The following is a 9,009-nucleotide window of genomic DNA, read 5'->3' as shown; positions in this document are numbered from 1 at the left end:
TTGGGCGGGGAACATGCAGACACAGGAAAACACTGTCGATCGCACCGGGCTGGTGACGGCCTTCGCGGCCTACATCGCCTGGGGCCTGATGCCGATCTACTTCAAGCTGATCGACACCGTGAACCCGTGGGAGATCATCGCCCACCGCATCATCTGGTCGGTGCCGGTGCTGCTGGTGTTCCTGCTGGTTCGCGACGGTCGCGCGCTGCTGCCCAAATTGCGCATCACTCGCCGCCAGCTGGGCTGGCTGTGCGTCAGCAGCTTCCTGATCGCGGCCAACTGGCTCATCTTCGTCTGGGCGGTGGTCAACGACAAGGTGCTGTACACCAGCCTGGGCTACTTCATCAATCCATTGATGAACGTGCTATTTGGCTACCTGTTCCTGGGCGAGCGCCTGACCACCTACGGCAAGTGGGCGGTGGCCATCGCCGCCTTCGGCACCGCCTACCTGGCCTGGTACCTGGGCAACCCACCGTGGGTATCGCTGGCGCTGGCCATATCCTTTGCGTCCTACGGCCTGGTCAAGAAGCGCCTGGGCATCGGCCCGATGACCGGCCTGCTGTGGGAAAGCCTGTTGCTGCTGGGCCCGGCGCTGGCCTGGATGGGCTGGCGTGCCAGTCATGGCGAGATGGATTTCCTTTCCGGCTCCACGCGCATGGACCTTCTGCTGATGGCCGGCGGCCTGCTGACGGTGCTGCCGCTGATCTGGTTCAATACCGCCGCCCAGCGCCTGACGCTGACGCTGGTGGGCTTCATCCAGTACCTGGCGCCCAGCATGACCTTCCTGATGGCCGTGTTCTGGTGGGACGAGACCTTCACGCCGGGCCACGCGGTCGCCTTCACCTGCATCTGGTCGGCGCTGGCTTTGGTGTCGCTGGGCCCCTTGCGCCGCCGCCTGCGCCCGCAACCCATTGATTGAGTCATGACGATTCCGCAGCACGACAATCCCGCCGACGGCATCAACGATATCGTCCTGGTTCACGGCCTGTGGTTCCGCGCCGTGTTCATGCGCGTGCTGGCCGGGCGGCTGGAACGGCGCGGGTTTCGCGTGCATTCGTTCGACTGGTCGACCACGCGTGCGCCAATCACCGAAAGCGCGCTGGCGCTGCGGGCCTTCTGCGATGAGCGTGTACCCGGCGGCGCGCACCTGGTGGGGCACAGCCTGGGCGGCCTGCTGATCCTGTCGATGCTGGCCGAGCCGGGCTGGAGCGCGCCGGGCCGCGTGGTGTTCCTGGGCACGCCGTTGCAGGGCAGCGCGGTGGCGCGGCGGGTGCGTGGCTGGCCGGGTGGCGAATGGCTGATCGGTCACGCCGCCATGCCACTGGATTCCGGCATGCAGGGCTGGCCGCGGCAGCGTGATGTCGGCCTGGTGGCCGGCACCATGCCAGTGGGCCTGGGCGTGATCGCCGGCGGTCTGCCGCGCCCGAATGATGGCGTCGTGGCCGGCGCGGAGACCCGTCACGAGGGCCTGGACGGGCGCATTGTCATGTCGGTCTCGCACACCGGCATGCTGTTTTCCGACGCGGTGGCCACCCAGGTGACTGCATGGTTGCGCGAGGGACAGTTCCTGCCCGGAGAGGTATCGTCTTAGCGGCGCCGCATCATGTTAAAATCGCGGGTTATTCCTACAGCAGAATCAAGGTTTATACGCTATGGCCGGTCACAGTAAATGGGCCAATATCCAACACAAGAAGAAAGCGGTCGACGCCAAGCGCGGCAAGATCTTCACGCGGCTTAACCGCGAAATCACCGTGGCGGCCCGCGAGGGCGGCGGCGATCCGGACAGCAATCCACGCCTGCGCCTGGCCATCGACAAGGCCAACGCGGCCAACATGCCGAAGGACAACATCGAGCGCTCGATCAAGAAGGCCACCGGTGAACTCGAGGGCGTCACCTACGAGGAAGCCCGCTACGAAGGCTACGCGGCCGCGGGCGTGGCGGTGATGGTCGACTGCGTGACCGACAACCGCAACCGCACGGTGGCGGAAGTCCGGCACGCGTTCAGCAAGCACGGCGGCAACCTGGGCACCGACGGCTCCGTGTCGTACCTGTTCAGCAAGATCGGCACGCTGAACTTCGCCCCGGGCACCGACGAGGACCAGGTGATGGAAGTGGCGCTGGAAGGTGGCGCCGACGACGTCGTCATCGAAGACGACGGCTCCATCGAGGTGATCACCAGCCCGGAGGTGTTCTCCGACGTGCTGAAGGCGATGAAGGACGCCGGCCTGGAGCCGGAAAACGCCGAGGTCACCATGCGTGCGTCCACCGAGGTCGACCTGGACGTGGAAACCGGTGCCAAGGTGCTGAAGTTCCTGGATATCCTGGAAGACCTGGACGACACGCAGGACGTGTTCTCCAACGCCAACATCCCCGAAGAGGTCTACGACCAGTGACCCTGGCGCCGGCGCGGCCTGCACATGCGCATCCTGGGCATTGATCCCGGGTCGCGCCGCACCGGCGTCGGCATCATCGAGGTGAGCGGGCGCGAGGTGGTACCGGTGTGTTACGGCGTCATCCGTGCCGGCGACGGCGATTTTCCCGAACGGCTGCGGACCATCTTCGAGGGGGTCCGCGACCTGGTGCGCGAAAACCGCCCGGACGAGGTCGCGGTGGAGTCCGTGTTCGTCGCCCACAACGCCGCCAGTGCCATCAAGCTGGGCCAGGCCCGTGGCGCGGCCATCTGTGCCGCCATCGAGCGAAGCCTGCCCGTGGCCGAATACGCACCGCGCGCCGTCAAGCAGGCCGTTGTGGGGCGCGGCGCCGCCGACAAGGCGCAGGTGCAGCACATGGTGCGGGTGCTGCTGGAGCTGAAGGAAAACCCGGTGGAGGACGCCGCGGATGCCTTGGCTGTGGCATTATGTCACCACCATACGCGGGGTACGCTGGCGCAGATCGCGACCGCGCGTCGTTGAGTACGGAGAGGCGCGGGGCGACCCGTGATAACAACACGTGAGAAAGACTAAGGAATGATTTCCAGGCTTTCGGGCACCCTGCTGGAAGTGCACCCGCCGTCACTGGTGATCGATGTCGCTGGCGTCGGCTACGAGGTCGAGGTGCCGAACACCGTTTTCGACCGCCTGCCGGGCACCGGCCAGCCGCTGGTGCTGCTCACTCACCTGCAGATCACCCAGGACCACCACACCCTGTTCGGCTTCGCCACCGCGGCCGAGCGCACCCTGTTTCGCCAGCTGCTGAAGATCAGCGGCATCGGCGCCAAGCTGGCGCTGACCATCCTGTCCGGCGCACCCGGTGACCAGCTGGCGCGTTACGTGTCCGACCGCGATACCGCGGCGCTGACCAAGCTGCCGGGCATTGGCAAGAAGACGGCCGAGCGCATCATCATCGAACTGCGCGACAAGCTGGACGCCATGCCCAGTGCCGCCGGCGGGGAGGGCGGTACGGCCGCCGCACCCGATGCCGTGCGCGAGGCCAGCGACGCGCTGCGCTCGCTGGGCTACAAGCCGGCCGAGGTCAGCCGCATGGTGCGTGACGTGGCCGAGTCCGGCATGAATGCCGAGGAAATCATCCGCAAGGCACTGCAGAAGGTGGCCGCGTGAGTGATATTCATCATGTGACCGACCGCGTGGTCACGCCGGCCGAGACCGGCGATGAGCGCGCCATCGACGCCAGCCTGCGCCCCAAAACCCTGGACGAGTACATCGGCCAGCCGGTCATGCGGCAGAAGCTGCAGGTCTACCTGGAGGCCGCGCGCCGCCGTGAAGAGGCCCTGGATCACGTGCTGATCTTTGGTCCGCCCGGGCTGGGCAAGACCACGCTGGCGCATGTCATCGCCCACGAGATGGGCGTCAGCCTGCGACAGACCTCCGGCCCGGTGCTGGAGCGCGCCGGCGACCTGGCCGCCATCCTCACCAACCTGAAACCCGGTGACATCCTGTTCGTGGACGAAATCCACCGCCTGTCACCGGCCGTGGAAGAGGTGCTGTACCCGGCGCTGGAAGATTTCCAGATCGACATCATGATCGGCGAGGGCCCGGCCGCGCGCTCGATCAAGCTGGACCTGCCGCGTTTCACGCTGGTGGGCGCCACGACCCGCGCGGGGCTGCTGACCTCGCCGCTGCGCGACCGTTTCGGCATTGTCGAGCGTCTTGAGTTCTATGGCCCCGATGATCTCGCCAGCATTGTCACCCGTTCGGCCGGCATCCTTGATATCGGCATCGACGACGACGGCGCGCTGGGCATCGCCCGGCGCTCGCGCGGCACGCCGCGTATCGCCAATCGCCTTCTGCGCCGCGTACGCGATTTCGCCGAGGTCAAGGGCAACGGCTTTATCGACGCCGGCGCCGCCGACAGCGCCATGGACATGCTGGATGTCGACGCCAAGGGTTTCGACGCCCTGGACCGCCGCCTGCTGAAGCTGATCATCGGTCAGTTTGAGGGTGGCCCCGTGGGCGTGGACAGCGTTGCCGCCGCGCTCAGCGAGGAACGTGGCACGGTGGAAGACGTGCTGGAGCCCTACCTGATCCAGCAGGGCTACATCGCCCGCACCTCGCGCGGCCGCATCGCCACCGCCAAGGCCTACCGGCATTTTGGCCTGACCCGCCCGGACGGCGCGGCCGCCGACCTGTTCGATGACGAGGTTTAACCCCGTTCGTCGCGGGGCTGCGTCCTGATGGACATGAATGAACCAAAACCCGTGCCGTTTGTCTGGCAAGTGAGGGTCTACTGGGAAGACACCGATGGTGGTGGCGTGGTTTACCACAGCAACTACTTGAAGTTTTTCGAGCGCGCCCGCACCGAGTGGCTGCGCGCCCGTGGCGTACACCAGTCGGCGCTGGAAGTGACCGAAAACCTGGTGTTCGCCATTCGCCACATGGCCGTCGACTGGATCGCGCCCGCCCGGTTGGACGACCTGCTGGATATCAGCGTGCACTCGGTCAACGCCAGCGCCGCCCGGCTGACGTTCACCCAGGCGATGCATCGCGCCGCCGATGGCGTGGAACTGGCGCGTGCCGAGGTGACCGCGGTCAGCCTGGACGCGAAACGATTCAAACCTAAAAAGATGCCTGAGTGGATCAGGACGGAGATCAACAAATGACGAGTGGTGACTTACATATTTGGCAGCTGATCCTTCACGCCAGTTGGGTGGTGAAATTCGTCATGCTGACCCTGCTGGCGGCCTCGGTGGCGTCGTGGATGATCATCTTCCGCAAGCGCGCGATGCTCAACCAGGCGGAGAAAAATGCCGACCGTTTCGAGGAGCGCTTCTGGTCCGGCCTGAAGCTGACCACGCTGCACGACGAGGTGACGCATGAGAAGGGCGGCTCCCAGGGCATGGGCAAGCTGTTCGAGGCCGGTTACGCCGAGTTCAACCGCCTGCGCGAGCAGGGCAGGGCCTCGGCCGACCGCATGGTCGAAGGTGCCGAGCGCGCCATGCGCATCGCGCTGACCCGCGAATCCGACCGACTTGAGCAGCACCTGTCGTTCCTGGCCACGGTGGGTTCCACCAGCCCCTACATCGGCCTGTTCGGCACGGTCTGGGGCATCATGGTGTCCTTCCAGGCACTGGCCAACGTCAACCAGGCCACCATCGCCATGGTCGCGCCGGGCATCTCCGAGGCGCTGATCGCCACGGCCATGGGCCTGTTCGCCGCTATCCCGGCCGTGATCGCCTACAACAGGTTCTCCAACCAGGTGGAGCGCATCGAGCTGCGCCTGGACAACTTCAAGGAAGAGTTCTCCAGCATCCTTAACCGCCAGGCGCTGGCCATCGGGGAGGACTGAGGCCATGGCCGGTGTACGCACCCGCAGGAAGGCGATGTCGGAGATCAACGTGGTCCCGTACATCGACGTGATGCTGGTGCTGCTGATCATTTTCATGGTCACGGCGCCGATGCTGAACCTGGGCGTGGAAGTGAACCTGCCCGAGGCCGACGCCGAGCCGCTGGATTCCGAGCAGAACGAGGAGCCGATGGTGGTCACCGTGCTGAAAAACGGCGACCTTTACCTGAATGCCGGCGGTGACGGCGACGCCACCTCAGGCCTGATTGACCCGGAATCGCTGGTGCAGACCGTGTCCGCGATTGTCCGCCGTAACCCGGAGTTGCAGGTGCTGGTGGGCGGTGACACGGCAGTTGAATACGGCCGCATCTACGACGCCATGGTGCTGTTGCAAAAAGCCGGCGTGAAGAAGGTGGGCCTGATGAGCGATCCGCTCGAGGGCACGCCGGAGGCCTGATGGCAGCATTGCGCGCCTACCTGTCGGAGACCTGGCAAAACGCCAAGGCCCTGGGCCTGGCGGTGGTCGTGCACGCGCTGGCCGCGGCGCTGATCGTGCTGGGCACCATGGACTGGAAACCGATGCGCCCGCCGCAGATCACCGGCATGACCATCGAAGCGGTCATGGTCGACACCCAGGCGCTACAGGCCGCCCGCACCGAGGCCCGCGAAGCGGCTGCCGCAGAGGAACGCGCCCAGGAAGCCGCCCGGCAACGCGAAGAACGATTGGAGCAGCGCCAGCGCGAACTGGCCGCACAGCGTGAGCGCGAAGCAGAGGCCGCCAAGGTCGAGGAGCAACGGCGCCAGGCAGCCGAAGCCGAACGCCAGCGCCAGGCCGAGCTGCGCCTGCAACAGCTGCGCGAGCAGCAGGAGCGCGAACGCCAGGCCGAGATCGAACGTCAGCAGCGCGAGCTCGAGGAATTGCAGCGCCAGCGCGCCGAGGCCGAGAAGCAGCGCAAGCTTGAGGAAGAGCGCCTGAAGCAGCTCGAAGCCCGCCGGGAGGAAGAGGCGGCTAGACAACGCCAGGCCGAGGCCGAGGCGGCGTTGCAGGAACAATTGGCCGCCGAGGCGGCGGCGCAACGGTCGCAAGCACAAGCATCACTTCGCGGACAGTACATTGGTGCGATTACGGCGCAGGTGACGAGTAATTGGTACCGGCCTCCAACCGCTCCACCCGGATTGAGATGCAGATTGCGAATTGTTCAATTGCCAGGCGGCGACGTAATTTCGGCGCAGTTTGTCGGGGCGTGTACGGCTGACGAGGCGACTCGTCGCTCAATCATCGCAGCTGCCGAACGCGCGGCACTACCGTACAGAGGGTTCGAAGAAGTTTTTGAGCGTGAGATAGATTTTGACTTTGTTTATGACGGTGACTGACATCATGAAACGACTGATACTGGCGCTGCTCTTTATCGGCGCCACCCATGCCGCCCAGGCGCGACTCGAAATCGAAATCGTCCAAGGCAACGCTTCACAGCTGCCCATTGCCGTGGTGCCGTTCCAGTGGCGCGCCGCTGGCCAGCCGCCCATCACCGGCGTCGCCAGCGTGGTTTCCGACGATCTCTACCGCTCCGGCCTGTTCGCACCGATGGACGAGCAGGACATGGTCGACCGGCCGGTGGACGCCGAGTCCATCAAGTTCGGCACCTGGCGGCTGCTTAAAACCGACTACATCGTCATCGGCCAAGTCAATGACGCGCCGGACGGCGGTTTTGACATCGTCTACCAGCTCTTCGACGTGCACACGCAGGAGCGGCTGCTGAGCCAGATCACCAGCGTCGGCCCCGGCGACCTGCGGTTCGGCTCGCACCGCGTGGCGGATGCCATCTACGAGAAGCTGACCGGTGTGCCCGGCGCCTTCGCCACCCGCATTGCCTATGTTTCGGCCACGGGTGAGGGCGACTCGCTGCACTACGAACTGGTGGTCGCCGATGCCGACGGCTTCAATCCGATCACGGTGGTGGGCTCGCCGGAACCGCTGCTGTCGCCGGCCTGGTCGCCGGATGGCCAGAAGCTGGCCTACGTGTCGTTCGAGCAGGGCAATTCGGCCATCTACGTGCAGGAAGTGGCCACCGGTGCCCGTGAGCTGATTTCCAGTGGCCGGGGCATCAATGGCGCGCCGTCGTTCTCGCCGGACGGTCGCAAGATGGCGCTGACGCTGTCGCGCACCGGCAACCCGGAAATCCACGTGCGTGACCTGGCGACCGGCGCGATGCAGCAGCTGACCCAGCACTGGGCCATCGACACCGAGCCCACCTGGTCGCCGGACGGCCGGACCATTTATTTCACCTCTGACCGGGGTGGACGGCCGCAGATTTACAGCGTCCCGGCCAGCGGCGGAACGGCCGAGCGCGTGACCCGCGAAGGCGACTACAACGCCCGTGCCAGCGTGGCGCCAGATGGTCGTTCGATGGCTATAGCTAACGGCAGGGGAAACGAGTATCGTATAGCAGTCTGGGAGTTGGAACATGGGCGGCTGCGGATCCTGACCCCCGGCGTTCTCGATGAATCGCCGAGTTTTGCCCCTAATGGAAGCATGATCCTCTATGCCACCCGCGAGGGTGGGCGAGGCGTTCTGGCGGCAGTGTCCGCGGACGGCAATGTCCGACAACGGATTATTTTGAGTGAAGGTGACGTGCGGGAACCCGCATGGTCGCCTGTTATCAGGTAAAATCTAGCGTTCAACAAAAAACACCGCAAAAAACGGTGAATACTGCCCAATCCCCTAGGAGGATACCCATGAAGATCGCCTTGCGCTTGCTGTTTGCCCTGGCTGTCGCGTTCGCAGTCTCAGCCTGCCGCAAAGACGCCCAGCCAGAAACCGATACCACGCCTGCCCCGGTGGAAGACACCAGCAGCCAGGATGTGAGCACGTCGGCCGCTCCGGACCCGCGTGATTACACCGATGCGCGTAACTTCGACAACCCGGAAAGCCTGCTGTCCAAGCGGGTCGTCTACTTCGACTTCGACAAGTCTGAAGTGAAGGCCGAGTACCGCTCCATCGTGGCGGCCCACGCAGCCTACATCGCCAGCTCTTCCAGCGCCAAAGTGACCCTGGAAGGTCACGCCGACGAGCGTGGCACCCGCGAGTACAACCTCGGCCTGGGTGAGCGTCGTGGGAACGCTGTGAACGGTCTGCTGTCTGCAGGTGGTGCGCGTGGCGGCCAGTTGGACGTGGTCAGCTACGGTGAAGAACGCCCGATCTGCCGCGTCAGCAGCGAAGACTGCTGGTGGAAGAACCGTCGGGTGGAGATCGTCTACACCGCGAGGTAA

General features: G+C 65.2%; 12 protein-coding genes. All 12 read left to right on the top strand.

Annotated elements, in window-relative coordinates:
* The first annotated feature begins 13 nt into the window (after positions 1-13).
* The 12 genes from rarD (at position 14) to pal (ending at position 9,009) form a co-directional block, all read left to right on the top strand.
* Positions 14-919, top strand: coding sequence for an EamA family transporter RarD (rarD, locus tag F3N42_RS03915; RefSeq protein WP_150863065.1), 906 nt, complete (start codon positions 14-16; stop codon positions 917-919).
* Between the two features lie 3 nt (positions 920-922).
* Positions 923-1,591, top strand: coding sequence for an esterase/lipase family protein (locus tag F3N42_RS03910; RefSeq protein ID WP_150863064.1), 669 nt, complete (start codon positions 923-925; stop codon positions 1,589-1,591).
* Between the two features lie 61 nt (positions 1,592-1,652).
* Entirely contained in the window at positions 1,653-2,393 is a 741-nt protein-coding gene (locus F3N42_RS03905; protein WP_150863063.1) for a YebC/PmpR family DNA-binding transcriptional regulator, read from the top strand.
* A 24-nt stretch (positions 2,394-2,417) separates the two neighbouring features.
* Positions 2,418-2,912: a crossover junction endodeoxyribonuclease RuvC gene (gene ruvC / locus F3N42_RS03900; RefSeq protein WP_150863062.1), complete on the top strand. Its 495-nt coding sequence runs from the start codon at positions 2,418-2,420 to the stop codon at positions 2,910-2,912.
* Between the two features lie 54 nt (positions 2,913-2,966).
* Positions 2,967-3,557, top strand: a complete 591-nt coding sequence (gene ruvA / locus F3N42_RS03895) for a Holliday junction branch migration protein RuvA (RefSeq protein ID WP_150863061.1) — start codon at positions 2,967-2,969, stop codon at positions 3,555-3,557.
* Positions 3,558-3,571: 14 nt separating this feature from the next.
* On the top strand, positions 3,572-4,603 hold the full coding sequence (gene ruvB, locus F3N42_RS03890; RefSeq protein WP_150863163.1) for a Holliday junction branch migration DNA helicase RuvB: 1,032 nt from the start codon (positions 3,572-3,574) through the stop codon (positions 4,601-4,603).
* 33 nt (positions 4,604-4,636) lie between these two features.
* Positions 4,637-5,056, top strand: coding sequence for a tol-pal system-associated acyl-CoA thioesterase (gene ybgC, locus F3N42_RS03885; protein ID WP_224784675.1), 420 nt, complete (start codon positions 4,637-4,639; stop codon positions 5,054-5,056).
* Positions 5,053-5,742, top strand: a complete 690-nt coding sequence (gene tolQ, locus F3N42_RS03880) for a protein TolQ (RefSeq protein WP_150863059.1) — start codon at positions 5,053-5,055, stop codon at positions 5,740-5,742. Before ybgC ends, tolQ begins: the two co-directional genes overlap by 4 nt.
* A 4-nt stretch (positions 5,743-5,746) precedes the next feature.
* The gene (gene tolR, locus F3N42_RS03875) at positions 5,747-6,196 is read left to right on the top strand and encodes a protein TolR (protein WP_150863058.1); all 450 of its coding nucleotides are present in this window, start codon (positions 5,747-5,749) and stop codon (positions 6,194-6,196) included.
* Complete coding sequence (tolA, locus tag F3N42_RS03870; RefSeq protein WP_150863057.1) at positions 6,196-7,113, top strand: cell envelope integrity protein TolA; 918 nt, start codon at positions 6,196-6,198, stop codon at positions 7,111-7,113. Before tolR ends, tolA begins: the two co-directional genes overlap by 1 nt.
* Before the next feature lie 4 nt (positions 7,114-7,117).
* Positions 7,118-8,407 (top strand): Tol-Pal system beta propeller repeat protein TolB, encoded by a 1,290-nt coding sequence (gene tolB, locus F3N42_RS03865; RefSeq protein ID WP_224784671.1) that lies wholly within the window; start codon positions 7,118-7,120, stop codon positions 8,405-8,407.
* Positions 8,408-8,475: 68 nt separating this feature from the next.
* Positions 8,476-9,009, top strand: a complete 534-nt coding sequence (pal, locus tag F3N42_RS03860) for a peptidoglycan-associated lipoprotein Pal (protein WP_150863055.1) — start codon at positions 8,476-8,478, stop codon at positions 9,007-9,009.

Origin of the sequence: Marinihelvus fidelis (assembly GCF_008725655.1) — a bacterium.
Lineage (GTDB): Bacteria > Pseudomonadota > Gammaproteobacteria > Xanthomonadales > SZUA-36 > Marinihelvus > Marinihelvus fidelis.
The sequence above is the reverse complement of the archived record's forward strand: the minus strand, read 5'-3'. Positions and strand labels throughout refer to the sequence as shown.